Genomic DNA, 26,121 nt, shown 5'->3' with positions numbered 1-26,121 from the left:
CTATTCCTCGGAGGAGCCCGGGCGGGGCGGATCGACGAAACCGAACCTGGCTCGCGGCGACTCGAGTGCCTCGGGCCAGTCCAGGATCGGCTCGCTGTGGCGGCGTACCACCTCCTGGAGCAGATCGACCGGATTGCTGTAGTCGGCCGGATCGATCGGCTCCTCGAACTGCACGTACGGCCCCTCCGCGTCACGGCGATGGGTGACGAGGACGATGGGCGAGTTGCTCAGCTCCGCCAGCCGCGGAGTACCGAAGGGAGCCAGGACCGTCTTGCCGAGGAACTCCACCGGCGTCCGGCCGGGGAAGTCCACGGCCATGCCGAGAACGACGCCCGGCGTCAGCTCGGCAGCCAGCGCCTTCGTGCCGGACTCGGCCATCAGGTAGTCGCCGCCCGGCCTGCCGACCCGGAGGTGCTGGGCGAACTGGATCCCGGCCTCAGGACGGGTGATGCCCTCGGTGATCACGATCTTGGAGCGCGGGGCACCGGCGCGGACGAAGGCCGCCCACATGCCGTCGTAGCGGTGGTGGTGGGTGAAGCTGAGGATCAGGCCCCGACTCTTGTCCCGGTCGAGCACCCGCTCGATGCCCTTGAGCCGGACGTCGGAGACGGCCTTGGGATGCCAGCGCATGTAGCTGCGCGTCATCATGTGCGCCGCGTAGGCGCGGGCCAGCTCCGGGATCTCGCCGGCACGTGGCGAGTCGCCGAGGACGAACTCCATCTCAGCCTCGTGCACCCGCCGGAAGCCGTCGTGCTGCCACAGCTTCTCCAACCGGCGCTCCACCAGCCCCGGCACGGCCTTCACCGGTACGACGCGCCGCAGGTGCTGCAGCTGCTCGACCGCGGCAACCATCGGCGGCCGTGCCGAGGGCGGCTTCGTGCTGGGGCCGGTCACGGCAAGCTTGGCGTCCCAGGCCCGTTCCACCAGTCGCCGTGCGGTGCCGGCGTCGTAGGGGCGCTGCAGCATCACGGTGTAACGCTCGACCGCCTGGTCGAAGGCTTCGGTCAGCACCTGGTCGGGGTCGCGGTCAGGCAGCACGCGCTCGGCGATCGCCTTCCACACGCGGACGTCGAGACGGCATCGGTGGTCGAGAAGCTCGCGCGTCGCCGGATCGAGCTCGGCGGCCAGGTCGGGGCGCCACTGCGGCGGCACCGAGGTGCGCTCGTTGAGCTGGGTGTCAGGGAGCTCCACTCCCAACCAGGCCGAGAGGTCGGCCAGGAAGTCCGGGTTCTCGACCAGGTTGACGTGGGCGAAACCGTCGAGCCGCTCCAGCGCTGCCGCCACCAGCTCGTCGTCGTGCGCCTCGTCGATGAACTCCCGAGGTTGGTGGGCCGAGTGCGGCCAGGCGAGGAAGCGCGTGATCGCGTTGTCCACGGTCGGTGCGATCATGTCGTTGTCGAGGTACTCGCGAAGCGGCTTGCGACCGGCCCGGAACGCATCGGCGGCAAGCCCCCAGTGGCGCAACGAGAACTCCGAGAGGGAACGGCTGTGCAACCACTGCGACAGCAGCCTCACCTGGGGCGTGCGCAGCACCGTGACGTGGTCGGCTCCCGGGAACCGCGCCTGCGTCGTCGCCGGTGCGACATGGCCCGCCACCAGTGCGGCGTCCGCCGGGATCTCCTCAGGTGAGAGATAGATACCCGGACGCAACAGCGGGGCGACCGCGTTGATGTCGTCGTACCCGCCGAAGAGGGCACTGTCGATGCCGCGGACCACGACGCGCGGCTGCAGCACCTGTTCGAGGGCCGCGCCGAGCGAGGTGCCGGCGGTCTTGGGGATGTGGCTGAAGACCAGCGGAGTGCCGGGGCCGTAGGTAGGCATGCGCGGCTCCTCTCCCATCAGTTCGGTGACGTGACGGTTCGGCGGGTGGGAACGGTTCAACGACGCCGGGCGCGTCCGGTCACCTTCTCCGGCAGCAGCTCGTGGCACCGGTCGGTGAGGTGCTCGGCCCAACGCGTGGGCGTGTACTGCCGGGCCAGCTCGGTGCTGCGCTCGCTCATCGCGCGCCGATGCTCCGCATCGGCACCGGCCACCCACGCCATGGCGGCAGCGAGCTCGGCCGGGCGGTCCGGCGTGACGACACGCCCGTTGTAGCCGTCGAGCACCAATCGGGAGGCGCCGCCGCAGGTGCTGGTGCAAATGACCGCCTGCCCCGAGGCAGCAGCCTCCTGGAGCACCACGCCCCAGGGCTCGAAGCGACTCGGCAGGACCAGGCAGCCGGACTCCGCCATCACCTTCGGAAGGTCCTTCGGCGAGACGAAGCCGAGCAGTTCGACACCCTCGATAGCCTTCAGTTCCTCCTCCATCGGCCCCATGCCGGCGACCACGAGCGGCCACGGGTCGTCGGTCGACGCGCGGTAGGAGCGGTAGGCCTCAGCGAGTACGTCGACACCCTTGACGTCGACGAGCCGCCCGGTGAAGAGGAACGAGTTCTTGGGCTCGGCCTGCGGGCCGGTGAAGAACGGGTCGTCGCAGGTGTAGAGGCTGGTGATGATCTCGTGCTGCTTGAACCCGAGGTGCCGGGCGAAGACCGCCTGCTCGTCGCCCGGCATGAACGCGGCGTCGAAGGCCGGTTGGATGAAGAGCTGACGGGTGACGCGCCCCAGCCACTGCTTCGGCGTACCCAACCATTGGTGGTCCATCACGACGATCCGCAGCGCGCGACCGCGCCACTTGCGGGCCGCCTTCATGTAGGCCGGAATGTGCCAGGAGTTCACGATGAGCACGTCGGGCTGGAACTCGTCGAGCTCCCGCAACAGCAGCTCCTCGTCGGGCTGCCCGGACCACCCGACCGCGTCGAGCCCCTCGGTGAGCTCGGCATCGTCGAACGGCGCCAGGAACGGCGCATGCACCAGCGCCTCCTGGTACATCAGCTTCACGTCATGTCCCTGGGCGACCAGCGCGTGCATGCCGGAGGTGGAGTAGCCGGTGATGTACTGCCAGGCGAGGTAGTAGCGCATCAGCCGACGACCTCGCGGAAGTAGTCGACCGTCTTGCGCAGGCCCTCGTCCAGCGGGATCTGCGGCGTCCAGTCGAGGAGCTCCTGCGCCAGGCCGATGTCGGGCCGCCGCCGGGTCGGGTCGTCGGCCGGCAACGGCAGGTGCTTCAGCTCGCTGCCGGTGTCGACGAGAGCGAGCACCTTCTCAGCGAGCTCCAGCATCGTGAACTCCCCCGGGTTGCCGAGATTCACCGGACCGGTGACCTCCGGACCGGTGCCCATCAGGCTGATGAGGCCGCTGACCAGGTCGTCGACGTAGCAGAACGATCGCGTCTGGCTGCCGTCTCCGAAGACGGTGAGCGGCTCGCCGCGGAGCGCCTGGACGACGAAGTTCGAGACCACTCGGCCGTCGTCGGCAAGCATCCGCGGACCGTAGGTGTTGAAGATCCGCGCCACCTTGATCGGCAGCTGGTGCTGGCGGTAGTAGTCGAAGAAGAGCGTCTCCGCAGCACGCTTGCCCTCGTCGTAGCAGGAACGGATCCCGATCGGGTTCACATTGCCCCAGTAGTCCTCACGCTGCGGGTGCACCTCGGGGTCGCCGTACACCTCGGAGGTGGAGGCGAGCAGGATCTTCGCCCCGGTGCGCTTGGCGAGACCCAGCATGTTGATGGAGCCGTGCACGCAGGTCTTCGTGGTCTGCACCGGGTCGCGCTGATAGAAGATCGGCGACGCCGGGCAGGCGAGGTGATAGATCTCGTCGACCTCGACGTAGAGCGGGAACGTCACGTCGTGGCGCAGCAGCTCGAAGCGCGGCTGCCCCATCAACTCGTAGAGGTTGCTGCGGGTGCTGGAGTAGAAGTTGTCGGCGACCAGGACGTCATGGCCCATGTCGAGCAGCCGCTGCGTCAGGTGCGATCCGATGAAGCCGGCGCCGCCGGTGACCAGGATGCGCTTGGGCGTTGAGGAGGATGCCGCAGGGGCAGCTTCGGTGACCACGGGGCGCAATCTAGCGGACGTCACACGGTTGTGGGAGCGCCTTCGACGGTTCAACGGAACCACTCCGAAGAGACGTCACCCATTGCCTTCTGGCTCGTTGGCACTACTGACGTGTCGATGTCGCGCCACCGATCCGTGGCATGCCCGAAAGACGAGGTGACGCAGGATGACCCACACCCAGCCGCGTGTGCGGATCTCGGTGGTCGGGTGCGGTTACCTCGGTGCCGTCCATGCCGCGGCGATGGCGCACCTGGGGCACGAGGTGATCGGGATCGACACCGACGAGCAGCGCATCGCCTCCCTCTCCTCCGGGGTCGCGCCCTTCTTCGAACCGGGCCTCGATGACCTGCTGACGGAGACGCTGGCCAGTGGGCGACTGCGCTTCACCACCGACCCCCGGAGCCTCGCCGACACGCAGGTCCACTTCGTCTGCGTCGGTACGCCGCAGCGCGAGGACTCCGAGGCGGCCGACCTGAGTTACCTCGCAGCGGCGATCGCCACCTTGGCGGAGCACGCGGCGCCCGGCTCGCTCATCGTCGGCAAGTCGACGGTTCCGGTCGGCACCGCTGCCGGGTTGGTCGCCGACCTGGCCGACAGCCGGCCCGACCTCGGCCTGGTCTGGAACCCGGAGTTCCTGCGCGAGGGCTTCGCCGTGCGCGACACCCTGCAGCCCGACCGACTCGTCTACGGCCTGCAGGAAGGCGCCGAGGGCGCACGGCATCGGCAGCAGATCGACGAGGTCTACGCCGCGCTCCTCGACGACACTCAGGTGGTCGTCACCGACCTGGCCACTGCTGAACTGGTGAAGGTGGCAGCGAACTCGTTCCTGGCCATGAAGATCTCCTTCATCAACGCGATGGCGCAGCTCTGCGACGCCACCGGCGGTGACGTGGTGGACCTGGCCGACGCGCTCGGGCACGACACCCGAATCGGTCGACGCTTCCTCGGCGCCGGCATCGGCTTCGGCGGTGGCTGCCTGCCCAAGGACATCAAAGCGTTCCGACACCGTGCCGAGGAGATCGGCGCCTCGCTGGCCAGCGGTCTCATCAACGAGGTCGAGCAGATCAACCTCGCCCAGCGTGACGAGGTGGTGCAGCGGGTCTCCGCCTGGTTCGACGGCGACGTGCGCGACCGGCGCATCGCCGTACTCGGCGCGGCGTTCAAACCCGACAGCGACGACATCCGGGAGTCGCCCGCGCTGCAGATCGCGGCGCGACTCGCCGCCGCCGGCGCCGAGGTACGGGTCACCGACCCCCAAGCACTGCCGGTCGCCCGCTCGCGGGGCCCGCAGAGCCTCTCCTACGTGGACTCCCTCGACACCTGCCTGGACGGCGCCGAGGCGGTGCTGCTGCTCACCGAGTGGTCGGAGTATCGGGCCCTGGACCCGCACCTGGCCGGACGGGCCGTCGCCGAGCGGCGGATCTTCGACGGCCGCCTGGCGCTGGATCCCGACAAGTGGGCGTCGGCCGGCTGGCACTACGTGAGCGTGGGCCGCGTCGATCGTGCACCGCGGTGAGGGAACGGCTGCCCACCACGTAGGGTTTGCCCCCATGAAGCGCGCGTTCATCACCGGGATCACGGGCCAGGACGGTTCGTACCTCGCCGAGCTCCTTCTCCAGAAGGGCTACGAGGTGCACGGCCTGGTGCGACGCGCCTCGCTGCTCAACCGCACCCGGATCGACCACCTCGGTGACGACCCCCGGCTCTCGCTGCACTACGGCGACCTGACCGACGGGGTGTCGCTGGTGAACCTGGTGCGCGACATCGAGCCCCACGAGGTCTACAACCTCGGTGCGATGAGCCATGTGAAGGTCTCGTTCGACATGCCGGACTACACGACCTCCACCAACGCGATCGGCACCCTGCACCTGCTCTCGGCCATCCGCGCGGCCGGCCTGGACTGCCGCTTCTACCAGGCCTCCACCTCGGAGATGTTCGGGAAGACTCCCCCACCCCAGAACGAGGACTCCAAGTTCCATCCCCGTTCGCCGTACGGGGCCTCGAAGCTGCAGGCCCACTGGACCACCGTCAACTACCGCGAGGCCTACGGTCTCTTCGCCGTCTCCGGCATCCTCTTCAACCACGAGTCGCCCCGACGTGGCGAGAACTTCGTGACCCGCAAGATCACCAAGGCGGTCGCCGCGATCGAGCGCGGCATCTGGGACCACGTCGAGCTCGGCAACCTCGACGCCATCCGGGACTGGGGCTACGCACCCGAGTACGTCGAGGGCATGTGGCGGATGCTCCAGGCCGACGAGCCCGACGACTACGTGCTCGCCACCGGCGTCGGCCACACGGTCCGAGACTTCTGCGAGGCCGCCTTCGCCCACGCCGGGCTGAATTGGCAGGACCACGTGCGCTACAACGAGTCCTTCGAGCGCCCCTCCGAGGTCGATGCCCTCATCGGCGACTCCAGCAAGGCCCACGACCACCTCGGCTGGAAGGCGCAGACCACCGCCCTCGACCTCGCTCGGATCATGGTCGACTCCGACCGCGAGGACCTCGCCCGCCTCCTCGACTAGGCGCCGAGTGCGCGCAAGTCACGCGTCGAGTGCGCGCGAATAACGCGTTGAGTGCGCCCAAGTCACGCGTCGAGTGCGCGCAAATAACGCGTTCAGTGGTCAGGACAGCCGAGGGACGACGTACCTCCGACCGGCTATCTCGACCATATGCGCGAACTCGACCTGCGCTATGCGCGAACTCAACGCGTGATTTGCGCGAACTCGGCGGTCAGCCCACTCGACGCAGCCAGAGGGAGGAGGGCGGGTTCGGGTCCTTGGCGACAGGGGTGTAGTCGGGGAAGCGACTGGTCAGGAACGTCTCGTCGGCGTGCCGCAGCATCGGCGTGGAGAGCTCGATGCGGAAGGCGTCGTTGAAAGCGAGGAAGGTCTGCACGACCATCGCCTCGTTCCAGTAGACGGGCCAGCGCTCCCCGAAGAGCCAGGTGTCGGCCGGATAGGGGCCGTTCCAGGGGAAGTGCACGTCGTGGATGTGCACGATCACGCCCGGCTTGATCCGCGGCAGCACCTCGAGGAAGAGGAAGGCGACGTCGCTGTCGATCTTGAGCGCGTGCGAGGAGTCGATGAAGAGCACGTCCCCGGCCTCCAGTTCCTCGAAACGGGCCAACGGCACGTCCTGGACGAAGCCCTCGACCAGCTCGAAGTCCGGCAGCGTGTGCAGGGCCGCGAACGGGTACGGCTCGATGCAGGTGATCGTCAGGGGTGAGCCCTCTGCAGCGTTCCGCTCGGCAGCCAGCGAGGCGTAGTAGGTGGAGAGACCCGAGCCGACCTCGAGGTAGCGGCGTGGCTTCTCCTCCCGCAGCGTGTAGTAGAGCGTGCGGGCATCGAAGGCCGGGTAGCCGGGCCCGAACCCCTTGCGGGTGTTGGTCAGGTAGTCCCCCGCGTGCTCGCGGAACTCTCGCTCCCACGCCCGGGTGAGGCGATCGAGCCGCTCCCGCAGCGCCGGTACGTCGACACTCAGCCCGGTCAGCTCGCTCGGCCGGTCCCACCGCTGCCGGGTCGCCTCGATCTCCTCGAGCACCGGCAGGGTCGAGTAGTAGTCGTCGCCCTTCACGATGTTGTAGCCGAACCAGCCGAAGACCCGCCGGATCATCCGGATCCGGCGACGCCGGAACCCGAAGACCAGGCCGTCGAGGAACTCGACGACGAAGCGCGGCAGGAACTTCGCGGCGATCTGCTTGGCGCTCACTGGACTTCCCTTCCACCCGGGGTCACCCGGGCATGCTGCAGGTGCGGCTGGGTCTCGGCCCAGTCTCGGATCCGGGTGGCCAGGGCCTCGCCCACAGCCCGGTGCATCGCCGGCGAGTAGTGGAAGCCGTCGGGCGTGGCGATCTCGAGGTCGCCACCGGCAGCAGCATCGACGAGCGGACGCACCCGCAGGTAGCGGACGTTGTCGAGGCCCACCTCCTCGACCATCTCGCGGATCGCGGTGTTCATGACCTCCATCCGGGCCTCCATGCCCGGGAACCAGCTCTGGTAGCGACTGGTCGGGGGCAGCAGCTCCAGACAGAAGACGAGCGGCGAGCCGACCTTCTGCACGTGCTCGATGTAGGCCCGCAGATCGGCGGCCACGTGCTTGGGGCGGTTGCGCCGGATCGTCGGGTCGAGCACCGTGTCGAGCCTCGCCTGGAGTCGGGCGAGGACCATCCAGACCGGCCGCAGCACCTTCTCGCGGTAGAGCTGCGACCACCAGCGCGGCTTCGCCTTGAGGCTGTTGGCGTGCCGCTCCAACCAGCGCGGCAGGAAGAGGTGGATCGTCTCGTAGTGCCCGTAGAGCAGCACGATCGCGTCCGGCGAGAAGCCGAGGATCTCCCGTTGCCAGGTGCCCAGGATCGTCGACGTCTTCTCCGAGGTCATCGAGATCGTCTGCACCTCGCAGGCCCGACCGTCGGCGAGCAACTGCTCCTCGATGACCCGGGGGAAGGTGAAGTCGGTGCGTGGACCGCCCATCCACGAAGTCCAGTTGACCGTCGAGGCGCCCTTCACCAGCACCCGCAACGGCATCTGCTGCGTCATCCGGTGAGCCCCCCGTCGACCACCATCACCGTGCCCGTGACATAGGTGTTGCGCGGGTCGGTGAGGAACTGGCAGGCGCGGGCGATGTCGTCGGGCTCCCCCAGCCGGCCCGACGGCGTACGCCGCACGATCTGCTGGAGCTGCTCCTCGTCGAGTCCGTGGCTCATCTCGGTGCGCAGGTAGCCCGAGGCGATGGCGTTGACGGTGATGCCACGGGAGCCGAGCTCGCGGGCCAGCGCACGGGTCATCCCGTCGAGCGCGGCCTTCGAGGCGCTGTAGGCGGCAAGGCCGCGGTAGCCGGAGCGCCCCACTACCGAGGAGATGTTGACGATCGTGCCGCTGCGCCGGGCCAGCATCCGGCGGCTGACGGCGCGGGTGACGTAGAGCGTGCCCTTGATGTTGAGATCGATGACGGTGTCGATGTCGTCGTCGGAGAACATGCCGAGGATGCCGTCGCGCGCCACGCCGGCGTTGTTGATCAGGACGTCGACCCGTCCCCACTCCTCGACAACCCGCTTGACGAAACGATCTGCGTCCTCGCGGCGCGCCAGGTCGGCAGGCTCGAAGAGCACCCGCCCGGCAAGCTCGGGATCGGCCAGCCACGCCTCGACCTCGGGGGTGATGCTGCGCGAGCAGGTGGCGACCAGGTCGCCGGACTCCAGGTAGGAGGCGACCAGACCGGCGCCCAGGCCCCGGCTGCCGCCGGTGATGACGACGACACGCTGACTCATTGGCTTCTCCTGACGATCTTGCCGCCGGCCATGGAGACCTCGGCGACGACCTTGATGCTGCGGGGCCGGGCTGCGGCCGGCAGTTCTGCGCAGGCCGCCCGGACCGCGGCCTTCACCTCGTCGGGGTCCGCACCGGGGGCGGGCACCACCTCGACGGCGACGATGGAGCCGGTCATCGCGTTGGGGCGCCCGAAGACCCGCGACACCTGCACGCCCGGCACCGCGGCCACGGCTTCCTCGATCGGCAGCGGATGCACCTTCACCCCGCCGACGTTGATGATCTCGCTGACCCTGCCGCGGAAGAGCAGCCGGTCGCCGACCTGCTCGACCAGGTCACCGGTCGCACGCCAGCCATCGACCTCGACGGGCTCCTCGCCGTGGTAGCCGAGCATCCCGATCCGCGAGCGCACCCACAGCTCTCCGTCGACGACCCTCATCGCCACGTCGGCGTCCTCGCCGCGGGTGAGCACGTCGGCAGGAAGGCCGGGCAGTCCGTCCTTCGTCGAGTTGGTGGCGCCGAACTCGGAGGCCGCATAGACGTGGGAGAGCGCCGCTCCCGGGAAGGTGGCACGCAGCTGGTCGAGCACCGGACCGGGTGCGGCCTCGCCGCCCAGCGTGATCTGCCGGAGTGCGGGCACCGGGCCGCCATCGCCACGCAGCTCCGCCATCACGAAGCGCCAGTAGGTCGGGGTGGCGCTCACATGCGTGACGCCGTGCCGGCGCATGGCGGCGAGCCCCTCCTTGGGACGCCGCGGCGTCGGCGCGACCAGGGTGGCACCGGCGGCGAAGACGTGCAGGAGCACCTGCAGACCGGCGAACTGGTGCAGGCCGTAGGCGAGAAGCCACCGCTCCTCCGCTCCGGGCCGAACGCGCTCGGTCGCCCGGACCAGCCGCGACCAGTCATGGCGTACGCCGCGGGGTCGCCCCGTGGTGCCCGTGGTCAGGACCAGGTGGGGGCGAGGAGCGACGCGACCGTCGTCCGGCAACGACGTACCCGCGCCAGCGGGTGACGGGGCACCGCTCGCCGGCGGCCAGGGCGCGAGTCCGCCGGCGGTGACGACGTGAGTCTGGCCGAACCGGGCGAGGAGCTCGTCGATCTCCTCCTGGCTGCCCGGGGCCACGCCGTCCTCGGGGGGAAACACGCAGGCCTCGGCGCCGGCGAGCGACGCCGCCGCGAGGGCGGGGACGACGACGTCCGCCTCCGCACTGAGGATCGCGAACCGGACCTCCCCCGCTGTCAACGTCTCAGCGAGCTGCTCCGCGCGACGCACCAGCTCGGCGTACGTGCAGGTGGCGGCGTCGGTGACCACGGCGAGTCGCTCGGGGTCCTCGGCGGCGACGCGTCGGAGGAGTTCGATCAAGGCGGAATCAGACCCCTGCGTAGTACGCCTGGATCTCGGCCAGGGACTGCGGCAGGTCACCGGTGCTGAACGGATCCGAGCCCAGCTCGTCCTCCAGCAGGGCGGAGAGCTCCGCGGTCTCCAGCGAGTCGAGCCCGACCCCGTCGGCGTAGAGGGGGGTGGTGGCGTCGAATCCCTCCGGGAGCTTCTCCAGGCGCTTCAGGAAGTCGACGACGGTGCGCTCGACATCCGCAGGTGTGGTGCTCATCGGGGGCTGACTCCTCGTCCTCGGGATGGTGGTGCCTCATGCTTACAGCAAGCAGGCGACTCTGGTGGATGCAACGAAAGAGGCCGACCGAAGTGACGCCGCCACGCGCAGTTGGTCAGCCGCGCGGCAGCTCCTCGTAGGAGCCGGGCAGCACCGGCTTGCGCTCGGCGATCTTGCGGGCCGGGACGCCGAACACGACCGCGCACTCGGCCACGTCGGTCAGCACCACCGAGTTGGCGCCGACCTGGGCGTACGAACCCACGGTCACCGGGCCGGCGAGCACCGCGTTGGCCAGAATGATGGCGCCGTCGCAGATCGTCGGGTAGCCCTGCCCCTCCTCTTCGGGGTCAACGTCGGGCTGCTTGACGCCCGCCGTGATGCCGCCGCCGAAGGTCACGTTCGCTCCGACCCTGAGGCCGTTGCCGATGACCACGCCGTTGGGGTGCGGCATCAGCAGGCCCGGGCCGACGTCCATGCCCGGCACGAAGTCGGCGCTGACCAGAAACATGCCGAGGCTGCGGAGCAGGAAGGCCAGGCGCACCCGTCCGGCTTGGAATGCCTTCTGCTGGGCGCGCAGCACCAGGGAGGCGACCATGCCCGGATTGCTGAGGCACCGCATCAGCACGCTGGGCCAGCTCGGCCGCTGCCCTGGGCGGTACCGCTCCAGGTCGGAGAAGACCAGCTGGGTGTAGGAGTAGCCGTCGGAACCGGTCAACGCCATGGGAACCCTCTCTGCACGCCCGTTCGGGCAGCCACGCTCAACGCCAGAAAACCCCGTCGACCTGAAGGATCTCACCGCTGGGGGCGGTGTAGCCCTGCTCGATCCCGACCAGGTGGAACCCCTCGCCGTAGGCCCAGGCGACGGCCTCGTCGACGGTCATCCCACCGTCGTAGAGCGGCACGAACGACAGCTCCAGCTGGAGCCCCACCACCTGACGCAGCGTCTCCGGAGCCCCGGCAAGGACGCCGCGCTCGAAGCCCTGCGTGTCGATCTTCAGGTACGGCGTCGTGGCCGCGCCCAGCGCCTCCTGCGCCAGGTCGTCCAGTCGGGAGATGGTCACGGTCTGGGTGCCGACGTAGCCGACCTGCGGCGCCGCCGCCCGGTGCGCGTCGAGCATCGGCAGCAGCGAGCTCGAGTCGGAGTTGGAGGCCACGTTGATGGTCGCGGTGCCGGCCTCGGCGCCGAGCGCGGTCCGGTGTGCCTGCCAGGCCGGATCTGCCTCGATCGCACGGGAGAGATCGGCGTAGGCATCGGCCAGCGGTTCGAAGGAGACGATCCGCCCGGTGTAGCCGAAGCGACGTAGCTGGGTGCCGTAGCCGCCGCGGGCGGCGCCCACGTCGAGGACGAGATCGACGCCCCGGGCGGCGAAGATCCGCTGCCGGCGCGCGGCGTGATGGCGGCGGAGCTCGAAGCCTCGCCCGGCCAACGCCCCTTGGGCCAGATCCAGGAATCTGTTGCCGGACACGTCTCTTGGCCTCACTCGTCGCTCGTGCGGCTGCCGGTCGGGAGCCGTCGGACCCTCAACTTCGGAGGGTCCGCAAAGGCTACGGCTCCCCGCGCCGGGAATCACCACGGCCCAGACGGCGTTGCGTCGTCGTGACCACCGGAGCCGTCATCCTCGTCCTCGCCCTCGTGTTCGCCGTGGCGTTCGGGGCCTGGCGACGTTGGAGCGATGGCCGGTTCCGGAGCTCTGCCGCCGACTCGGCAGCCGTCCCCGCCCCACAGCTGTCGCCGCTGGCCGACACTCCCTGGGGAGACGAACTCGGCGAACGGGCCACACTCCTGCAGTTCTCCAGCGCCTTCTGCGCACCCTGCCGGGCAACCCGGCGGATCCTCGGAGAGGTCGCGGAGATCGTGCCCGGCGTCGCCCACATCGAGGTGGACGCGGAGGAGCACCTGGAGCTGGTACGCCGCCTGGAGATCGTCCGCACACCGACGACGTTGGTGCTCGACTCGGCGGGGCACGAGGTGACGCGCGCTGCGGGAGCACCCACGAAGGAGCAGGTGCTCAACGCGCTGGCGCGCGCCTGACTACTTCCTGGAGAGCCAGATGACGCCGAGCCCCGGGCGCGTACCGCGGTCGTGCTCGCCGGGGTGCAGGCCGACAGCGGCGAAGAACTCCAGCAGCTCGTCCAACGAGTGACCTGCGACCGGGTGGTACTCCATCACCACTCGCTGCACCGTGGCCCATGACGCCGGGTCGGACTTCAGGATGATGTCGTACTCCGCACCCTCGACGTCGGCCTTCACCACCTCGACGCGGCCATCCATCTCCTTGACTGCGGCGTCGAAGGTGGTGCTCGGCACCGTGACCTCGTGGCCGAGCCCCTCGGGGGCGGTGATGCCGTTGTGGCCGCTCGCGGTGCCGCTGTCGACGAAGGTGAAGGTGCCCTCCTCGCCGGCCATCGCCTTGGCGTGCACGGTGATCCGGTCGGCCAGGTCGTTGGCGCCCACGTTGCGGCGTACGTAGGAGGCGCTCGTCGGAGAGGCCTCGTAGACGTGCACCCGGGCCTGGGGACGCTTGAGCGCGACGGCGAGCGAGAAGCAGCCGATCTGGCCGCCGAGGTCCATCACGTGCACATCGGCGGGGAGGCCCGCGAGCATCGTGTCGAGCAGGTAGGCGTCATCGGCGAAGATCTCGTAGATCGGGAAGCGGGCACCATCGGCGTTGGGACTCACGATCGTGTAGCCGTTGCGCAGCCGGTAGCTCATCTCCTTGCCCTGCCACGGCGTCATCGACGCCGCCAGGTCGTAGAAGACGTGCGGGTAGTTCGCGAACAGCTGCGGTGTCTGCCGGATCCGCTTCGTCAGGTGACCGAGGTTGCGGGGCGTCGTGATCACAAAATGCCTCCGGGGCTGTGGGTTCTCAGGGTGTGCAACCGTTTGCACGCGATTTGGTCACGCCCCCGACGGAGCAGAGCCGGCGTCGGCCCGCACGAAGAGTCCGTCCACCTGGAGCAGCCGGCCATCGGCGGCAGAGAAACCGGGGTCCAGCGTGTGCAGCCGGTAGCCGGCAGCCACCATCGCGGCCATCAGGTCGTCGTACAGCAGCTGGCCCGCATAGAGCTCGACGAAGGACATCTCCAGCTGGATCGCCTGGACCCTGCCCACCAGCTCGCCGGCACCGCGCAACACCTCGCCCTCGTAGCCCTGGGTGTCGATCTTGAGCAGGCAGCGCGCCGGATCCACGCCGTGGGTGTCGACCAGGCCGGCGACGGTGGTGACCGGCACTTCCTCGGTGGCGATGTAGTGGGAGCCCGGAGCGTTGTCGAGGTGCGCGTCGGTCATGTCGCGGATGGAGGAGGAGAAAGAGTTCTCTGAGACGTGGATGCTCACGGTGCCCGGCTCCGCACCGACGGCCGTGTGCAGCGTCTGCCACCGGGCGTCCCCGTCGGCGCGGGAGGCCAACTCGCCGAAGGCACCGGTCAGCGGCTCACAGCTGAGGATCCGGCCGGCGAACCCGGCCCGGCGCAGCATCGTCGCGTACTGGCCGACATTGGCGCCCACGTCGAGCACGGTGTCGATCCCGAAGGCGTCGCAGGTGCGGGCCAACCGGTTGGCGAAGGTGCCCCGGCCGATCTCGACATCGGCCTTCTGCAGCAGGCCGCGCACACCCAGCTTCACGGACTCGCGGGCGCGATTGCGCAGGCTCTGGTCAGCGCCACGGCGGGAGAGGCTCGTCATCACCCGCCTAGTGTGGCGACAACGCGTGCCGAGGGGAAGTTCTTCGCGAACTTTGCGCGGCGACGTCCGCCGGAGCCACGTCGCCGGCGCCGCTGGGTCAGCCGCCGGCGAAGGGCGGCAGGAACTCCACGGTGGCACCGTCGGGGAGCGGCGCTGCACCCGGGTCGCGTGAGCCCGCCTGGGCACCGTCGATCAGCACCGAGCAGACGGCGAGCACCTGGTCGAGCTGCACGCCGTGCCGGGCGCGGACGAGTGCCGTGAGGTCGCCGAGCGTCGCCTCCACCGGCAGCTCCAGGCGTTCCTCAGGGACACCCGCGGCAGCCTTCGCCGCTGCCCAGTAGTGAACGGTCACCGACTTCACCGACTCCATGCCGGTATCCTTCACCACAACGCTCCCGGCCGGAAGGAGGGGCCGTGGCCACGCTGTTACTGCTGACCAGCGCCCTGCAACCCTCCGCCGAGGTGCTGCCCGCGCTCGGCCTCCTCGGCCATCACCTGCGGGTGCTCCCCGCCGAGGGAGCGGCCCTCGTCGATGCGCCCGAGTGCGACCTGGTGCTCGTCGATGGGCGCAAGGAGCTCGCGGCGGCCCGAGACCTGTGCAAGCTGATCCGCACCACCGGCTCCGAGGTGCCGGTGCTGTTGGTCCTGGGCGAGGGCGGACTGCCGGTGGTGGCGCTCGACTGGGGCATGGACGACGTGGTGCTGCACTCCTGCGGCCCGGCCGAGCTCGACGCGCGGATCCGACTGGCGATCGCCCGTCTGGCGCAGCAGGAGGAGCCCGAGACCAGGGTGATCCGCAGCGGTGAGGTGACCGTCGACGAGGCCACCTACACCGCCCGTCTCAGCGGCCGCCCCCTCGACCTGACCTTCAAGGAGTTCGAGCTGCTCAAGTACCTGGCCCAGCACCCGGGTCGGGTCTTCTCCCGTCAGCAGCTGCTCCAGGAAGTGTGGGGCTACGACTACTTCGGCGGCACCCGCACCGTCGACGTGCACGTGCGCCGCCTCCGCGCCAAGCTCGGCCCGGAGCACGAGACCCTTATCGGCACGGTCCGCAACGTCGGCTACCGCTTCGTGCTCCCGACTCCTGAGGCTGAGCCCGAGCCCGCGAACCCGCGCTGAGACAGCCGCAACCGCGCCGGACCGTGCCATTCGCGCGAACTCAACGCGCCATTCGCGCGAACTCAATGCGTGATTCGCGCGAACTCAACGCATCAGCGGCGGTACTGCACGTGGGTGTCCTCGGCGGCGTGGGTGAACCCGAGGCTCTCGTAGAGGGCCACAGCACGAGCGTTGTCGCTCTCCACGTAGAGGATGATCTCGCCGTCCTCGTCGAGCACCGATCGCAGGTGGTGCAGGCCTGCCACCGTCAACGCGCGCCCCAGGCCGCGGCCCTGCGCTGCGGGGTCGGTGGCGACGACGTACACCTCACCGACCTCGGCGCTGTGCTTCTTGGTCCAGTGGAAGCCCAGCATCCGCTCGTCCTCGGTGACGACCAGCAGGCCGGCCGCGTCGAACCACGGCTCGGCCATCCGATCCGTGAGGTTCTGCGCATCCATGTCACCCTGCTCGGGGTGGGTGCGGAACGCCTCGGCGTTGACCCGGAGCAACTCGTCGCGGTCGTCCGGCGTCCAGGTGCGGATGGTCACAGCGTCGGGGGTGGGTGGCAGATCGGTCACCGGGCGACGCATCACCCACAGCTCGCGGGCTCGCGAGAATCCGTGTCTCGCCGCCAGCCGCGCGGCAGCTGGATGGTCACCGTGCGACCAGGCGGAGGTCACGCCCTCCAGCGCAGCCGCGGCAAGCGCACCGCCGATCCCCTTGGCACGCTGACCGGGGACGACCGCCAGCTCCAGGGCCTCGTCATGGCGCAACGCGAAGCCGGCGTTCCCCTCGAGCCAGAGCGTGGACCCGATGAGTCCGTTGTTGCGGAGCCGGATCCGTACTGCCTCGTCGAGCGGCGCCTGGCCGTCGACCTCCGCACACTCCCGAGCGATCCGGATCATCGTGTCGCGGACATCGATGTCCCACGCCTTGACTTCCTCGACCATCGACTGCCTCCTCGTGCCCGGGCCAGCGAGGGTCGCCGGGTCGCCTCAGACGTCGGTGACGCGCACGCCGGCGTGTGCCTTGTAACGCCGGTTCATGCTGATCAGGTTGGCGGTGAGAGCCTCGACCTGATGCGCATTGCGGATACGTCCACCGTAGATGCCGCGGACGCCGGGAATGACATCGGCCAGTGCTTGGACAGTGTCGGTCGCCTCGCGGTCGTCGCCGAGCACCAGGACGTCGGTGCCCAGATCATCGACCTCGGGGTCCTCCAGAAGGACGGCGCTGACGTTGTGGAAGGCACCCACAACGCGGCTCTCCGGGAGCAGTCCGGCAGCCTGCTGGGTGGCCGAACCCTCCTCGACCTGCAGCGCGTAGGCACCCTGCTTGTCGAAGCCGAGCGGGTTGACGCAGTCTACGACGATCTTGCCGGCCAGCTCGGCCGCGAGGCTCTTGACCAGCTCGCCGTGACCGTCCCACGGGACGACGACCAGCACGATGTCGCCCTGCGCGGCAGCGCCAGCGTTGTCGGCTCCGGTCACCCGGCCCCCGGTGGCCTCGACGAGCTCCGCGGCGGTCGCCTCGGCCTTCTCCGCAGCACGCGAGCCGAGGACGACGGCGAGGCCGGCCTGGGCAAAACGGCGGGCCAGGCCACGACCTTGGGGGCCGGTGCCGCCGAGGACGGCGATGGTCTGGGTCGACAGGTCGATCTCGGTCACGGAATGTGCCTCTTCTGGTCGTGGGAGCTTCGATCAGGACACAGCATCGCATCAGCCGAATCGGGCCGAACTGTTACCGCCCAGTTAGCGGACAGCCAGCCGCTCCGCGGGGCCACCCACCAGATCACGGATCCGATCGATGGCGCCCCAATCGCCCGCGTGCATTCCAGCCACTACCTGATCGCCACGAAGCCAGAACGCGGTGAACACACGCTCGGCAAGGCTCCCCTCGATCTGCACCCGGTCATAGCCGTGCGGACCGACGTGGCCGACGTACTCCATGCCGAGGTCGTACTGATCGGAGAAGAAGTACGGTTGCTGCTCGAAGCTGCCGTGCTCACCGAGCATGGCCCGGGCCGTGTGCCTGCCCTGGGCGATGGCGTTGTCCCAGTGCTCGACCCGTAGGCGGCCCAGCTGCGGATGCGCCTGGTTGGCGACGTCACCGGCGGCGTATACGAACGGGTCGCTCGTCTGCAACGCCGCATCGACCAGGATCCCGTTCTGGCAGACCAGCCCGGCCTCGCGGGCCACGTGGGTCTCGGGGACCGCGCCGACGCCGACCACGATGCGGTCCACATCGACCGTGGAGCCGTCGGTGAGAACGGCGCGCGTGCCACCTGCTCCCGCACGGACGTCCGCCAGGGTGACGCCAGTACGCAGGTCGACGCCGTGAGCTCGGTGTAGGTCGGCGAAGACGGGGGCGACCTCGCCACCGAGAACACCGGCCAGCGGCAGCCCCGTCGCCTCGATGAGGGTGACCTCACCGCCCGCCGCGCGGGCCGCAGCAGCGACCTCCAGACCGATCCAGCCCCCACCCACGATCAGCAAGCGCTCCTTGAGATGCCCGCGCAGCCCTTCGGCGTCGTCGAGCGAGCGCACGTGGTGCACGGGTGAGCCCGAGTCGTCCACGATCTCCAGATGTCGCGGGCGGGAGCCGGTGGCCAGCAACAGGCGGTGGTAGCCGATGGTCCACGACCCGATGCTGACACGTCGCGCCGCCAGGTCGAGTGCCGTGACCGCCTCGCCGGTGCGCAACTCGATGCGCTGCTCGTCGTACCACTCCTGGGGATGGAGCTGGATCGACGCGGCGGTGTCCTTGCCCAGCAGCACACCCTTGGAGAGCGGCGGCCGATCGTAGGGCAGGTGCAGCTCAGCTCCGATCAGCATCAGCCGCCCGGTGTAGCCAGCAGCGCGCAGCTCCTCAGCGGCGTGCGTGCCGGCCAGACCGGCGCCCACGATCACGATCTGCTCGATCCGCTCGGTCATCGTGTGCTCCTGGTCAGGGCGAGGAACTCGGCCCGGCTGCGTGGATCGTCGCGGAGCTTGCCGAACATCGCCGAAGTCGTGGTGCGCGCGCTCGGGTTGCGCGCTCCACGCAGGCTCATGCAGGTGTGCTCGGCCTCGATCACGACACCGATGCCCCGGGGAGCGAGCTCTGCCTCCAGATGGTCGGCGATCCGTTTGGTGAGGCGCTCCTGGGTCTGCGGGCGGCGGGCGTGCAGCTCCACCATCCGCGCGAACTTGGAGAGGCCCAGGATGCGCTCGCCAGGCAGATAGCCGATGTGGGCGATCCCGACGAACGGCAGCATGTGATGCTCGCAGATCGACTGCAGGGCGATGTCTTGGACCATCACCAACTCGTCGTAGCCCTCGTCGTTGGGGAACGTGGTGAGCTCGAACTCCGCTCCGAGCGTCATTTCGATCAGCGCGTGCGCCATGCGGCGCGGAGTCTCGGCGAGGTTCTCGTCGGTCAGGTCGAGGCCCAGCGCCGCAAGCAGTTGCGCAGCGGCAGCCTCGGCGGCACCGGCATCGACCTCACGGCGCTGGTCGCTGCCGATGACCGGGCGGAAGCGCCCCTGCCCGAGCACCGGCGACGCCGAGCCCGCCCCAACCACGGATCTGCTCACGCTGCCTGCTTGGCTCGGTCGAAGGCGAGGAGGGCCAACGACACCGCCGCCACGAAGAGGCCGAAGTCGCGCAGCGCCACGTCGTAGAAGTCGCCGAGGGTGAGCAGGTCGACGATGATGCCCAGCAGCCAAGCCGCCACGAGCAGCGCGCCGAAGCGTGCGTCGAGCGCCACCACGATGCCTGCCACGATCTCGATGACGCCCACGATCATCATCGCGTCGTGCGCGTCGCCGGGCACGATGTCGTTGATCCACGGCGCCAGATAGAAGTCCCAGTCGCTGAGCACCTGAGCGAACTTGTCGAGCCCGAAGGCGATCGGCGCAATGATGAAGACGGTGCGGAGCAGGAAGAAGGCACGGTCGGCGCCAGTGGTGCCCAACGATGCGCGGGTGGGGGTGGAAGCGGACATGAAGGCATCTCCTTCTCGACAGGATGATCTGGCCGTTGCGGCCGGACAGGCTGAGATCCCCGTCCGGTGCCGCAACACCCTGTTCGTGTCGGCCGAGCCCGGCTTCTTACCGACGGCCGTGAAGCATCGCGGAAGTAAGACCGGGCCCGTGGCCCGACACGAAGAAGACATGAACCGATCGCACCGCTCCATCCGGACCCATGCGCGTCCGATGCCGGCCCCCGCGACCGATCTGGTCGGCTGGCGTCGCCGCCACCTGCTGCGCGCCGGATTCGACCCCGAGCTGGCAGCCGCGCTCGCCACCGACCGGGGCGTGGACCTGCACGCGCTGCTGCAACTGGTCGATCGCGGCTGTCCACCGACGCTGGCCGCTCGTATCCTCGCGCCGCTGCCCGACGAGAGGGGATGATGATGATCATGAACCCAGGCATCACCTCCGAGGTTCAGCACGCGGTCTCCTCGGATGAGGAGTGGATCGCTGATCTGCACCGCCCCGGCGCTGTTGGCGTCGCCGCGCAACGGCGGCTCCACGAGTTGCTGCTGCGCGCTGCTCGTCACCAGGTCGCGCGGCTGCGGCACCAGCTTCCCGGTATCGGAGCCGGCGAGTTGGACGATCTCGCCCAGGAGGCCGCCAACGACGCGCTGATGTCGGTGCTGGCCAAGCTGGACACCTTCGAGGGTCGAAGCAGGTTCACGACGTGGGTCTACAAGTTCGGCGTGCTCCATGCCGGCGTAACCGTGCGCCGCCAGGCCTGGCGGCATCGCGAAGTACATCTGCCGGACACCTTCACGATCGTGGCGCAGGGCGCCACCCCGGCGGCCGACGCGGAGGCGGGCGAACTGGCGCGGGAACTGGAGAAGGCGATCGCCAACGACCTGACTCCACACCAACGTCGCATCACCTTGGCGTTGCTGATCGAACACGTGCCGATCGACGTCCTCGCCGATCGGCTCGGCACCTCTCGCAACGCTCTCTACAAGACGCTGCACGACGCACGTCAGCGGCTACGAGCGGCGTTGATCCGTAGCGGCCACCTCGACGCCACCACTTCACGGAGCACCCGATGAACGACGCCCACCCCTACGCCGCCGCCGTCGAAGGCCTGCTGCGCGACACCGCGCCGTACCTCTCGTGCGATGAGTGCTTCGACCGGATAGATCAGTACGTCGAGGCGCGCGCGGCCGACCCCGATCACCATGATCTTCGGATGGAGGTCCACCTGGCCGGCTGCGGCGCCTGTGCCGAGGAAGCCGCGACGCTGCTGGAGCTTCTGGCCGAGCCGAGCTGAGCGGCGCTTCGATGACGACTGCCTTCGTGCTCTCCGGCGGGGCGAGTCTGGGCGCGGTGCAGGTGGGGATGCTGCAGGCGCTCGCCGAGCGCGCCATCGCACCAGACCTGCTGGTGGGCACTTCGGCCGGCGGCTTGAACGCTGCCTTCATCGCGGGCCACCCGTTCGGGCCCGATGCGGTGGATCTACGTGCTCCCGTCGGGATTCGCCTGCGCGCGCACCGCGCCGCCGACCACCGTCCTCGGGGCGGCTATGCAGGCGATGACGATCCTGATCCATCAACGACTCCTTCTCGACATCGCCTCCTACGCGGGAGCAGCCACCCTGCACGTGCTGCCGCCACCCTGCCCGGTGACGGTCGCACCGAGCAGCTTCGGCCATGCCGGTCGCCTCATCCGCGCCGCTCACGATCGCGCGGCCGCAGCGCTTGACGAGCCGGTGCTCTCGCCGCCTCAGCAGGCTGCCGCGATCGGCCTCCACCGCCACTGAGAGGTTCCGGTTGGAGAAGGTCCGGCCAGGCCCTTCGTGAACACGTGCTCAGGTCGGGGGACACCGTGCCGATGGGGGCAGGGACGACATCTTCTGAGGAGGCACGATGCTGCTCACCCGGCCCCTGGCGATCCTGACGATCGCCGCTGTTGCTGCCACCGGCCTGCTCTTCCTCGGCCTGGCCACGTTCCTGACCGTGTGAGCCGGCCGACCAGCTGACGTCTCCTACGGCCTGACGAAAGACGTCCTGCGAAGCGGTCGCCGGAGCGACCACCTCGCAGGACGTTATCGATGCTGCGAAGCTCAGACGGCCTCGATGACCACGGCACCGCCCTGGCCACCGGCCGCGCACATCGACGCCACGGCGATCCCGCCGCCGCGGCGCTTGAGCTCGTGCGCCAGCGTGGTGACCATCCGGCCACCGGAGGCGGAGATCGGGTGACCGAGCGAGCAGCCGGAGCCCCAGGGGTTCACCAGCTCCTCGTCGATGCCGAGTTCCTTGACCGCGGCGATCGGCACGGAGGCGAACGCCTCGTTGATCTCCCACAGGTCGACGTCGGAGACGCTGAGCCCGGCACGCTTGAGCACCAGCGGGATGGCGTCCACACCGCCGACACCGCACAAGTGCGGCTGCACGCCGACGGCGCCCCAGGCGCGGATCCGGGCGAGCGGGGTGAGCCCGCGGGCGGCCGCAAGCTCGTCGCTGACGATCGCCAGCGCCGACGCGGCGTCGTTGACTCCGGAGGAGTTGCCGGCGGTCACGCTGAACCCTTCGACCTCGCGGATCGGCTTGAGCCCTGCCAGCTTCTCCAACGAGCCACCGCGGCGCGGGTGCTCGTCGACGGCGAAGCTCACGACCTCGCCCTCGAGCCGGGCCTGGACCGCCACGATCTCGTCGTCGAACTGGCCGGCGTCGATCGCGGCAATCGCACGCTGGTGCGAGCGGAACGCCCATGCGTCCTGCTCCTCCCGGGTGATGCCGCGCTCCTTGGCGATGTTGAAGCCCACGTTGACGATCACGTCGTCGGTGGCGCGGCCGTACTCCTCGGTGTCGTAGTAGGGGAACGACGGCCGCATGCCCTGCTTCTCCGAGCCGTCGGCGAGCTTGGAGATCAGCTGCGGGCTGGTCGAGTAGGAGTGGGTGCCGCCCGCGATGATCGCCTGCTCCATGCCGGAGCGGATCTGCGCGGCGGCGTTGCCGATGGAGGTGAGCGAGCCCGCACACCAGCGCTGCACGGCCTGGCCGGGGACGCCGACCATCCCGTTGGCGAGTGCGGCGTAGCGCGCGATGTCGCCGCCGCCCACGGTCGACTCGGCGAGGATGACGTCACCGAAGTCCTCGGGGTTCAGGCCGGAGCGCTTCACGGCCTCGCCGACCACCAGCGTGGCCAACTCCTCCGCAAGCATCTCCCGCAGGGTGCCCTTGTACGACGTCCCGATCGGGGTGCGCACGGCGCTGACGATCACGGCCTCGGTCATCGGTGTCTCCTCTTTCGTTCCCTTGGTTGGCCTATGCCTCCCGGCGTAGTGGACCACGTATGCGAGAGCGGCAGGGGGCCACTCCCACGTGACGTGGACCACGACGAGTCGGAGGGCAGGGTCAGGCGGTGAAGACGGCGTCGGGGTGGACGACCACAGGCTCATCGGCCCTCTCGAGCTCCACCAACCTGCCGGCCAGGGCGACGTCAGAGGTGCGGGCCAGCGTGCGCGAGCCGTCGGCGAGACGGATCGCCGCCAGGCCCTGCTCCGGCTCACCCGTCCGGTCCCGGACGACGGTCCACGCCTCCAGGACGCCGGGGCTCGCCTCGGTCACAGCCTCGGTGACCGGAGCCGTGGGCTCCTCGTCGACGGCATCCTGGACAGACTCGCGCCGGAAGCCCGAGCCCGGAGAGGGCGCGTAGACGCCGATGGCGTGCTTAGTGAGGTAGCCGCTGTTGGCGGTCACCAAGCCGGGTCGCCCGCTCTCTCTCACTGCACCGACCATGGCCGCGATCGCATGCGTGACGTAGTTGTTCCAGGGGCCGCCGGCGAAGCTGAGCCCGCCGGTGATCGTCAACGGCCGTCGCGGGTCGGCCAGCGGCAGGCCGATCTCTCGTGCCGCGACCTGCACCGCGGAGGGGAAGCAGGAGTAGACGTCGACCGGTCCGAGCTCGGCCAGCTCCACGTCAGCGAGGGCGAGCGCACGGGCGGCCGCATGACGGATCGCCGGGGAGCCGTCGAGCCGCGCCCGCTCCACGATCCGTGACCGATCCGCCCCTTCCGCGCCGGAGCGCACGAAGACCCACCGGTCCTCCGGCACCCCGTGCCGTCGGGCCGCCTCGACGGAGCAGAGCAGCACCGCGGCCGCCTGGTCGACGAAGTTGTTGGAGTTCATCACCTTCGTGTACGGGTCGCACACGAGCCGGTTCTCCGGCGTCGGCATCGCGATCTGCTCGGCGGTCAACGGCTCCCGCGACCAGGCGTACGGGTTGCCGGCCGCGACCTCACTGAACCGCGACCACAGCTTGGAGACAGCGCGCAGGTGCTCTGCCCGCGAGGCACCGGTTGCCAGACGCAGCGCCTGCTCGAACAGCGGATAGACGTACGCCGGACGGTCCAGGCCGGCGCGCAGCTCGGTCTCGTCCCACATCGCCACGCTCGGGCGCTTCTCCGGGACGGGCACGTCGTCGGCCTGCACGGTCCAGTCTGGTCGCTCACCAGCCTTCTTCAAGGCCATCCGGGTGCGCCAGGCCTCCGCCCCGGCGACCGCCACCACCTCCACCCGACCGGCCAGGATGTCGGCGGCCGCGTCGTTGACCAGGGCCTGGGAGTGACTGCCGCCGTCCCCTGTGTAGACCGAGTGTCGCAGCTCCGTACCCAGCCTCTCGGCTACGAGCGCTCCGGGATCGCGGTACTTCCACGACAGCATCTTGGGGATCCGGACCGAGGCAACGGCCTCCGCCAGGGCCGGGGCACCGGCGTCCTGCGCGGCGGCACGGAGCGCGGCCACGATCATGTCGACGGGCTCAGGCGCATCGACGCGCACCGTGAGCTGGCCGCCTCCGACGAGCACGGGCGTGCGGGGGTCCACGCGGTTCCTCTCCTTCGATGGCGCGCCGTCTCAGGCGCGCGCGATCTCCACCATCGCGGCCACGTCCACCAGCTTGACCCGGGGGCGCTTGGCTGCCTTGCCCGCTGCAGACTCGTGGCTGTCGATCCTCTTCCAACCATCGAGCTCGATCCGCCCCGGGATGAGCTCGGCGACATCGTCGTCCACCGGCGGGGCGGTAAGGCGACCGGCGGTCCAGTCGTCCAACAGCTGGCCGACGGTCTCCTTGGCGCACCGCTTGTTGGAGCCGATCACCCCGGACGGCCCGCGCTTGATCCAGCCCGCGGTGTAGAGGCCCATCACCGGCTCCCCCTCCGCTGCGGCGAGCACCCGACCGCGGTCGTTGGGCACCACGCCCCGCCGCTCGTCGAACGGCACGCCCGGGAACTCGAGTCCGAAGTAGCCGACCGAGCGGAAGACCAGCCCGGCCTCCACGGTGGCGGTCTCGCCGGTCCCGCGTGCACGCCGTACGCCGTCGGCCTCGACGAGCTCGTTGCGCTCGACTTCGATGCCGGTGACCCGGTCGCTCCCCTCGATCCGGCGGGGGGAGGCGAGGAACTTCAAGACCACGCGACGCTCCCGGCTCGCGGTCGGCGTACTCAGCTCGCGGAGCAGCTGCAGCTTGTAGGCCGGCACCGAACTGGCCGGGTCGCCGAGCGCAGCGATCTCCGCCTCGGAGACGTCCAGCTCGGCCGGATCCACGACGAGATCGACGTCGGGGAGCTCCGCGAGGCCGAGCAGCTCCTTGGTGGTGAACGCCGCCTCCAGCGGACCACGCCGTGCCATCACCACCACCTCGCGCACCTTCGAGTCGCGCAGGCGCTCCAGCGCGTGGTCGGCGATGTCGGTGCGCTCCAATCGCGCCGGCTCGCTCACCAGCACCCGAGCCACGTCGAGCGCGACGTTCCCGTTGCCGACCACCACGGCACGCTCGTGGCCGAGGTCGAACTCCCGGTCTGCGAAGTCAGGATGGCCGTTGTACCAGGCCACCAGCTCGGTCGCGGAGTGACTGCCGGCCAGGTCCTCGCCCGGTACGCCGAGAGCCCGGTCCCCCATCGCCCCGGCGGCCACGATCACCGCGTGGTAGCGCTGGCGGAGCTCCTCCAGCGAGAGGTCCTTGCCGACCTCGGTGTTGAGGAAGATCCGGCAACCCGAGCGGCGCAGCGTCCGCGCGAACGGGCCGCTGGCCGCCTTGGTGTCCTGGTGGTCGGGTGCCACGCCGAAGCGGACCAGGCCCCACGGCACCGGCAGGCGCTCGAAGAGGTCGACCTCCACCTCGGCGCCGCGCTGGGAGAGCAGTTCCTCGGCGGCGTACAGGGCAGCCGGGCCGGAGCCGATCACGGCGACCTTGAGCCGACCCAGCCCGTCGGGCCAGCTCCGCCGTTGCGGTGTGGCCTGCTCGGCCTCGTAGTCGGTGCGGTCGGGGGTGGTGAAGTAGCGGGCGTTGATCTCCTCGAAACGCGCGTACTCCTCCGGGAGGTCGTAGTCGGCGTGGATCGCGCCGACGGGGCAGGCATCCACGCAGGCACCGCAGTCGATGCACCCCGCGGGGTCGATGTAGAGCATCTCCGCCGTCAGGTAGTCCGGCTCGTCGGGAGTCGGGTGGATGCAGTTGACCGGGCACACCGGGACGCATCCGGCGTCGTTGCAGCATGCTCGGGTGATGATGTGCGCCATCGC

General features: G+C 69.7%; 29 protein-coding genes and 1 pseudogene. 9 read left to right on the top strand and 21 right to left on the bottom strand.

Annotated features, from left to right (window positions below):
• From DNK54_RS18590 to DNK54_RS18580, 3 genes are read right to left on the bottom strand one after another with little or no spacing between them, the layout of a single operon-like run.
• Positions 1 to 1,821, bottom strand: a complete 1,821-nt coding sequence (locus DNK54_RS18590; protein ID WP_110208499.1) for a lysophospholipid acyltransferase family protein — start codon at positions 1,819 to 1,821, stop codon at positions 1 to 3.
• A gap of 56 nt (positions 1,822 to 1,877) precedes the next feature.
• Positions 1,878 to 2,960 carry a glycosyltransferase family 4 protein gene (locus tag DNK54_RS18585; RefSeq protein ID WP_110208498.1) on the bottom strand — a complete coding sequence of 361 codons (1,083 nt, stop codon included), beginning with the start codon at positions 2,958 to 2,960 and terminating at the stop codon, positions 1,878 to 1,880.
• Positions 2,960 to 3,934, bottom strand: coding sequence for a UDP-glucuronic acid decarboxylase family protein (locus tag DNK54_RS18580; RefSeq protein ID WP_110208497.1), 975 nt, complete (start codon positions 3,932 to 3,934; stop codon positions 2,960 to 2,962). The genes DNK54_RS18585 and DNK54_RS18580 overlap by 1 nt, the downstream gene beginning before the upstream one ends.
• Before the next feature lie 166 nt (positions 3,935 to 4,100).
• On the opposite strand from DNK54_RS18580, the gene DNK54_RS18575 reads away from it, so the two are divergent.
• On the top strand, positions 4,101 to 5,450 hold the full coding sequence (locus DNK54_RS18575; protein ID WP_204164688.1) for a UDP-glucose dehydrogenase family protein: 1,350 nt from the start codon (positions 4,101 to 4,103) through the stop codon (positions 5,448 to 5,450).
• A gap of 34 nt (positions 5,451 to 5,484) precedes the next feature.
• The gene (gene gmd, locus DNK54_RS18570) at positions 5,485 to 6,456 is read left to right on the top strand and encodes a GDP-mannose 4,6-dehydratase (protein ID WP_110208496.1); all 972 of its coding nucleotides are present in this window, start codon (positions 5,485 to 5,487) and stop codon (positions 6,454 to 6,456) included.
• 208 nt (positions 6,457 to 6,664) lie between these two features.
• On the opposite strand, the gene DNK54_RS18565 is transcribed toward gmd, so the two are convergent.
• The 7 genes from DNK54_RS18565 to DNK54_RS18535 form a co-directional block, all read right to left on the bottom strand.
• Positions 6,665 to 7,642 (bottom strand): class I SAM-dependent methyltransferase, encoded by a 978-nt coding sequence (locus tag DNK54_RS18565; protein WP_110208495.1) that lies wholly within the window; start codon positions 7,640 to 7,642, stop codon positions 6,665 to 6,667.
• Positions 7,639 to 8,469: an SGNH/GDSL hydrolase family protein gene (locus tag DNK54_RS18560; protein ID WP_110208494.1), complete on the bottom strand. Its 831-nt coding sequence runs from the start codon at positions 8,467 to 8,469 to the stop codon at positions 7,639 to 7,641. The genes DNK54_RS18565 and DNK54_RS18560 overlap by 4 nt, the downstream gene beginning before the upstream one ends.
• Positions 8,466 to 9,200, bottom strand: coding sequence for an SDR family NAD(P)-dependent oxidoreductase (locus DNK54_RS18555; protein WP_110208493.1), 735 nt, complete (start codon positions 9,198 to 9,200; stop codon positions 8,466 to 8,468). Before DNK54_RS18555 ends, DNK54_RS18560 begins: the two co-directional genes overlap by 4 nt.
• The gene (locus DNK54_RS18550) at positions 9,197 to 10,561 is read right to left on the bottom strand and encodes a class I adenylate-forming enzyme family protein (protein WP_110208492.1); all 1,365 of its coding nucleotides are present in this window, start codon (positions 10,559 to 10,561) and stop codon (positions 9,197 to 9,199) included. The genes DNK54_RS18555 and DNK54_RS18550 overlap by 4 nt, the downstream gene beginning before the upstream one ends.
• Before the next feature lie 7 nt (positions 10,562 to 10,568).
• Positions 10,569 to 10,808, bottom strand: a complete 240-nt coding sequence (locus tag DNK54_RS18545) for a phosphopantetheine-binding protein (protein WP_110208491.1) — start codon at positions 10,806 to 10,808, stop codon at positions 10,569 to 10,571.
• Between the two features lie 115 nt (positions 10,809 to 10,923).
• Entirely contained in the window at positions 10,924 to 11,529 is a 606-nt protein-coding gene (locus tag DNK54_RS21750; protein WP_110208490.1) for a serine O-acetyltransferase, read from the bottom strand.
• 37 nt (positions 11,530 to 11,566) lie between these two features.
• On the bottom strand, positions 11,567 to 12,274 hold the full coding sequence (locus tag DNK54_RS18535) for an FkbM family methyltransferase (protein ID WP_162602546.1): 708 nt from the start codon (positions 12,272 to 12,274) through the stop codon (positions 11,567 to 11,569).
• A 131-nt stretch (positions 12,275 to 12,405) separates the two neighbouring features.
• Between DNK54_RS18535 and DNK54_RS18530 the strand changes: the two genes are divergently transcribed.
• On the top strand, positions 12,406 to 12,840 hold the full coding sequence (locus tag DNK54_RS18530; RefSeq protein WP_110208488.1) for a TlpA family protein disulfide reductase: 435 nt from the start codon (positions 12,406 to 12,408) through the stop codon (positions 12,838 to 12,840).
• Here DNK54_RS18530 and DNK54_RS18525 read toward each other — a convergent pair whose 3' ends face one another.
• The 3 genes from DNK54_RS18525 to DNK54_RS18515 form a co-directional block, all read right to left on the bottom strand.
• Positions 12,841 to 13,650, bottom strand: coding sequence for an FkbM family methyltransferase (locus DNK54_RS18525; RefSeq protein ID WP_110208487.1), 810 nt, complete (start codon positions 13,648 to 13,650; stop codon positions 12,841 to 12,843). It lies immediately after the preceding gene.
• 57 nt (positions 13,651 to 13,707) lie between these two features.
• Positions 13,708 to 14,493: an FkbM family methyltransferase gene (locus tag DNK54_RS18520; RefSeq protein WP_110208486.1), complete on the bottom strand. Its 786-nt coding sequence runs from the start codon at positions 14,491 to 14,493 to the stop codon at positions 13,708 to 13,710.
• Between the two features lie 97 nt (positions 14,494 to 14,590).
• A complete protein-coding gene (locus DNK54_RS18515; protein WP_239460181.1) occupies positions 14,591 to 14,863 on the bottom strand; it encodes a MoaD/ThiS family protein in 273 nt (90 codons plus the stop codon).
• A 44-nt stretch (positions 14,864 to 14,907) separates the two neighbouring features.
• Here DNK54_RS18515 and DNK54_RS18510 point away from each other — a divergent pair, with 44 nt between their 5' ends.
• The gene (locus DNK54_RS18510) at positions 14,908 to 15,612 is read left to right on the top strand and encodes a response regulator transcription factor (protein ID WP_110208485.1); all 705 of its coding nucleotides are present in this window, start codon (positions 14,908 to 14,910) and stop codon (positions 15,610 to 15,612) included.
• Between the two features lie 92 nt (positions 15,613 to 15,704).
• Here DNK54_RS18510 and mshD read toward each other — a convergent pair whose 3' ends face one another.
• The 5 genes from mshD to DNK54_RS18485 form a co-directional block, all read right to left on the bottom strand.
• Entirely contained in the window at positions 15,705 to 16,541 is an 837-nt protein-coding gene (gene mshD, locus DNK54_RS18505) for a mycothiol synthase (RefSeq protein WP_110208484.1), read from the bottom strand.
• Positions 16,542 to 16,586: 45 nt separating this feature from the next.
• Positions 16,587 to 17,258, bottom strand: a complete 672-nt coding sequence (gene npdG / locus DNK54_RS18500; protein ID WP_239460180.1) for an NADPH-dependent F420 reductase — start codon at positions 17,256 to 17,258, stop codon at positions 16,587 to 16,589.
• Positions 17,259 to 17,342: 84 nt separating this feature from the next.
• Positions 17,343 to 18,524 (bottom strand): NAD(P)/FAD-dependent oxidoreductase, encoded by a 1,182-nt coding sequence (locus DNK54_RS18495; protein WP_110208483.1) that lies wholly within the window; start codon positions 18,522 to 18,524, stop codon positions 17,343 to 17,345.
• Entirely contained in the window at positions 18,521 to 19,126 is a 606-nt protein-coding gene (gene folE / locus DNK54_RS18490; RefSeq protein WP_110208482.1) for a GTP cyclohydrolase I FolE, read from the bottom strand. Before folE ends, DNK54_RS18495 begins: the two co-directional genes overlap by 4 nt.
• A gap of 35 nt (positions 19,127 to 19,161) precedes the next feature.
• Positions 19,162 to 19,575: a hypothetical protein gene (locus DNK54_RS18485; protein WP_110208481.1), complete on the bottom strand. Its 414-nt coding sequence runs from the start codon at positions 19,573 to 19,575 to the stop codon at positions 19,162 to 19,164.
• On the opposite strand from DNK54_RS18485, the gene DNK54_RS21610 reads away from it, so the two are divergent.
• The 5 genes and pseudogenes from DNK54_RS21610 (at position 19,574) to DNK54_RS21600 (ending at position 21,353) form a co-directional block, all read left to right on the top strand.
• Complete coding sequence (locus DNK54_RS21610; protein ID WP_239460178.1) at positions 19,574 to 19,984, top strand: hypothetical protein; 411 nt, start codon at positions 19,574 to 19,576, stop codon at positions 19,982 to 19,984. The genes DNK54_RS18485 and DNK54_RS21610 overlap by 2 nt on opposite strands.
• A gap of 8 nt (positions 19,985 to 19,992) precedes the next feature.
• Positions 19,993 to 20,643 (top strand): RNA polymerase sigma factor, encoded by a 651-nt coding sequence (locus tag DNK54_RS18475; protein ID WP_239460177.1) that lies wholly within the window; start codon positions 19,993 to 19,995, stop codon positions 20,641 to 20,643.
• Positions 20,640 to 20,864 carry a hypothetical protein gene (locus DNK54_RS18470; RefSeq protein ID WP_110208480.1) on the top strand — a complete coding sequence of 75 codons (225 nt, stop codon included), beginning with the start codon at positions 20,640 to 20,642 and terminating at the stop codon, positions 20,862 to 20,864. Before DNK54_RS18475 ends, DNK54_RS18470 begins: the two co-directional genes overlap by 4 nt.
• 11 nt (positions 20,865 to 20,875) lie before the next feature.
• Positions 20,876 to 20,980 (top strand): annotated as a pseudogene (locus tag DNK54_RS21780) (patatin-like phospholipase family protein); the annotation flags it as partial.
• Positions 20,981 to 21,053: 73 nt separating this feature from the next.
• The gene (locus tag DNK54_RS21600; protein ID WP_239460186.1) at positions 21,054 to 21,353 is read left to right on the top strand and encodes a hypothetical protein; all 300 of its coding nucleotides are present in this window, start codon (positions 21,054 to 21,056) and stop codon (positions 21,351 to 21,353) included.
• Between the two features lie 303 nt (positions 21,354 to 21,656).
• On the opposite strand, the gene DNK54_RS18460 is transcribed toward DNK54_RS21600, so the two are convergent.
• From DNK54_RS18460 to DNK54_RS18450, 3 genes are all read right to left on the bottom strand, one after another.
• Positions 21,657 to 22,832: a thiolase family protein gene (locus DNK54_RS18460; protein WP_110208478.1), complete on the bottom strand. Its 1,176-nt coding sequence runs from the start codon at positions 22,830 to 22,832 to the stop codon at positions 21,657 to 21,659.
• Positions 22,833 to 22,953: 121 nt separating this feature from the next.
• The gene (locus tag DNK54_RS18455) at positions 22,954 to 24,423 is read right to left on the bottom strand and encodes an acetyl-CoA acetyltransferase (RefSeq protein WP_110208477.1); all 1,470 of its coding nucleotides are present in this window, start codon (positions 24,421 to 24,423) and stop codon (positions 22,954 to 22,956) included.
• A gap of 30 nt (positions 24,424 to 24,453) precedes the next feature.
• Positions 24,454 to 26,118 carry an FAD-dependent oxidoreductase gene (locus tag DNK54_RS18450; protein WP_110208476.1) on the bottom strand — a complete coding sequence of 555 codons (1,665 nt, stop codon included), beginning with the start codon at positions 26,116 to 26,118 and terminating at the stop codon, positions 24,454 to 24,456.
• Positions 26,119 to 26,121: the final 3 nt, after the last annotated feature.

The sequence above is a fragment of the Nocardioides daejeonensis genome (assembly GCF_003194585.1).
GTDB lineage: Bacteria > Actinomycetota > Actinomycetes > Propionibacteriales > Nocardioidaceae > Nocardioides > Nocardioides daejeonensis.
Note: the sequence above shows the minus strand (reverse complement) of the source record. Positions and strands in the feature narration are given on the sequence as shown.

What these genes read in the sequence shown, in the direction of transcription:
- DNK54_RS18470 (WP_110208480.1), top strand. Translation starts at nt 20,640, where the DNA reads ATGAACGACGCCCACCCCTACGCCGCCGCCGTCGAAGGCCTGCTGCGC.
- mshD (WP_110208484.1), bottom strand. Translation starts at nt 16,541, where the DNA reads ATGGTCGAGGAAGTCAAGGCGTGGGACATCGATGTCCGCGACACGATG.
- DNK54_RS18475 (WP_239460177.1), top strand. Translation starts at nt 19,993, where the DNA reads ATGAACCCAGGCATCACCTCCGAGGTTCAGCACGCGGTCTCCTCGGAT.
- DNK54_RS21610 (WP_239460178.1), top strand. Translation starts at nt 19,574, where the DNA reads ATGAAGGCATCTCCTTCTCGACAGGATGATCTGGCCGTTGCGGCCGGA.
- DNK54_RS18520 (WP_110208486.1), bottom strand. Translation starts at nt 14,493, where the DNA reads ATGACGAGCCTCTCCCGCCGTGGCGCTGACCAGAGCCTGCGCAATCGC.
- DNK54_RS18560 (WP_110208494.1), bottom strand. Translation starts at nt 8,469, where the DNA reads ATGACGCAGCAGATGCCGTTGCGGGTGCTGGTGAAGGGCGCCTCGACG.
- DNK54_RS18585 (WP_110208498.1), bottom strand. Translation starts at nt 2,960, where the DNA reads ATGCGCTACTACCTCGCCTGGCAGTACATCACCGGCTACTCCACCTCC.
- DNK54_RS18575 (WP_204164688.1), top strand. Translation starts at nt 4,101, where the DNA reads ATGACCCACACCCAGCCGCGTGTGCGGATCTCGGTGGTCGGGTGCGGT.
- DNK54_RS21750 (WP_110208490.1), bottom strand. Translation starts at nt 11,529, where the DNA reads ATGGCGTTGACCGGTTCCGACGGCTACTCCTACACCCAGCTGGTCTTC.
- DNK54_RS18450 (WP_110208476.1), bottom strand. Translation starts at nt 26,118, where the DNA reads ATGGCGCACATCATCACCCGAGCATGCTGCAACGACGCCGGATGCGTC.
- DNK54_RS18515 (WP_239460181.1), bottom strand. Translation starts at nt 14,863, where the DNA reads ATGGAGTCGGTGAAGTCGGTGACCGTTCACTACTGGGCAGCGGCGAAG.
- DNK54_RS18555 (WP_110208493.1), bottom strand. Translation starts at nt 9,200, where the DNA reads ATGAGTCAGCGTGTCGTCGTCATCACCGGCGGCAGCCGGGGCCTGGGC.
- DNK54_RS18545 (WP_110208491.1), bottom strand. Translation starts at nt 10,808, where the DNA reads ATGAGCACCACACCTGCGGATGTCGAGCGCACCGTCGTCGACTTCCTG.
- DNK54_RS18495 (WP_110208483.1), bottom strand. Translation starts at nt 18,524, where the DNA reads ATGACCGAGCGGATCGAGCAGATCGTGATCGTGGGCGCCGGTCTGGCC.
- gmd (WP_110208496.1), top strand. Translation starts at nt 5,485, where the DNA reads ATGAAGCGCGCGTTCATCACCGGGATCACGGGCCAGGACGGTTCGTAC.
- DNK54_RS18460 (WP_110208478.1), bottom strand. Translation starts at nt 22,832, where the DNA reads ATGACCGAGGCCGTGATCGTCAGCGCCGTGCGCACCCCGATCGGGACG.
- DNK54_RS18590 (WP_110208499.1), bottom strand. Translation starts at nt 1,821, where the DNA reads ATGCCTACCTACGGCCCCGGCACTCCGCTGGTCTTCAGCCACATCCCC.
- DNK54_RS18485 (WP_110208481.1), bottom strand. Translation starts at nt 19,575, where the DNA reads ATGTCCGCTTCCACCCCCACCCGCGCATCGTTGGGCACCACTGGCGCC.